The following is a 1,987-nucleotide window of genomic DNA, read 5'->3' as shown; positions in this document are numbered from 1 at the left end:
ACGGGCGTCGGTACTGCGGTAGGCGCGGCGGTTGGCGGAAGCTCGGGAGCGCTTACCGGGTACAACGTTGATCGGTTTAACCGGCAGTTGCATCCGGATGAAAAGGCGCTCGCTAAGAAAGTCTTGGAGGATGCAAGGCGACGAGGCATCGTCAACCAAGATGGATCTCCGGTCTCGATAGATCAAATTGAAAATGCTATGCGCTCGGCCAATAACAGCACCTATGGCGAGACCGCGTGGACGGGAATGGTAGTGCCGCTCAATGCCGACACAAAGGCAAAGGAGATTTACGATAGTACCGGCATGCATGTTTTCGTCGATACGTCCGGAAACAAGTATCTTGTCCAGGATGCTGCGATGCTATCCCCACCTCCCGATGCGTTGCGCGACTTGATCATGGCGAGTACGGGGGGCGGAAGTTCGCCATACAGCTGGAATGTGCCGTCGTCTGAGAGTATGGGGCTTCCGTCGCCTGACCTGCTGAAGAATCAGGGAAACGGGCCGTTCGGGACTGGATGGAACACTGGGGAAAATTCTGCTGGAATTCTGAACTCTGATCCGAGGAACAGACCTATTATCAGTCTTCAGGCTGGCTTTCATCTACCAATCACGCCAGGGGTTGGCCTTGGGCCGAATTTCAGCTATACGGTGAACGATAGAGAGATGTCGATCAAACCGGATGTTGCGCTCGGGACAATATATGACATTGGAGCAAACATCGGTATTTCTGGGGATTCGAAGTACTCCGGACCTTCTGTCGTAAATGTCGGATTCGGGAAATACCTTGGTATTCAGATTACACCGAGTAATTCTGTAGCCTGGGGAGAAAAATCTTGGATTAGTCCAGGAAGGTATTTTAACGGAGTAAGTTTCGGTATCGGATTGGGGGTTTCTTCTCCCGTCAACGTTACTGTAGATCCAACATATCAATATCAGAACGGGAGGTAAGCCGCATGTATGTAGCGAAGATCGATTCAGTCGGCGGCGGAATCTTGGTTGTCTCATTCTTCTTGTTTTTTTTCGTCCTTTTCGTCGTCGTTCCAGGACTCAAGCGGCGGGTCGATAGGAGCGGAGGACAAGCAAGACGTAGCCTGCGAGCTATAGTCGTTTATGGAAATCGAGGGATTCGTGCCGGGGGAGGGGTCTATCGTCTCAGTCTGTACGATCGTTATCTAGTTACTAGCCTGATTCTCGCGTCCACCTACTCATATCGAGACATGAAAGTCGTTGACGGTCCTTGGGGGCAAGGGCGTTTGGAGTTGTTTTTGGGTCGAATTCGAACGGTAATTTACGGGTGCCCGAATGCAGTTGACGAATTTCGTCATGAGCTTGCAATTCAAATTAAGTCGGCGGCGGAGTGAAATGTAAATGGTGCTCGATATCAACGATCGCGCTTGAGTTGAAGTAGCAGTGGTCAGGACGTAGCTGCTAGACGGTTGTTCGCTGGAGCACGAATACCACAAATGGTGTCGCCGGGGCGAACAGTGCAACGAATGCCTTCGATGGTCTGAATCTCGACAAATCGTTGGCGACTCAGAAACAGCTTTCGCAACTGGAGTCAGGTGTCGGCACTACGAGGTTACGCAGTTGCCGCCCGCGAGGTTGGCGCGTTCAGTGAAGCTAAAAGCGCACTGAGCGCACTGAGCGCGCTCGAAGCGGGCAAAACGCCGGAAGCCAACAATCGAGTTGAGTTTTTTTCGTCGAGCAGCCGCTCGACGTCATCCGTCGATAGCACGCAGAACGTCTCGAGCAACGTTAAGGCGGGAGGCACCACAGCGTTCATAGCGACCGGGGATACGGCGTCAGGGAAAGGCAACGTCAACATCATCGGCTCGAACATCGATACTAAGGACGTTCTCCTGCAAGCGAACAATCAGGTCAACGTACTCAGCAGCAAGGATACGGAGTCGACGTGTAGTGACAACGAGTCGAAAGGCGGAAGCTTTGGCGTGTCGTTCGGCACGAGTGGCTGGGGCGTATCGGCATC

Annotated in this window: 1 protein-coding gene and 1 pseudogene; both read left to right on the top strand. The window is 52.8% G+C overall.

All coding sequences use genetic code 11. The annotated features are described in order from the left end of the window. Positions 1–948: pseudogene (locus ACIPHM_RS24560) on the top strand (hypothetical protein); the annotation flags it as partial. Between the two features lie 614 nt (positions 949–1,562). Then, on the top strand, positions 1,563–1,987 hold a 425-nt coding region (locus ACIPHM_RS24555; protein ID WP_400334297.1), incomplete at its 3' end, for a hemagglutinin repeat-containing protein.

The organism is Pandoraea sp. NPDC087047, assembly GCF_044745225.1.
Classification (GTDB): Bacteria; Pseudomonadota; Gammaproteobacteria; order Burkholderiales; family Burkholderiaceae; genus Pandoraea.
This window is presented reverse-complemented; position numbering and strand designations above follow the sequence as displayed.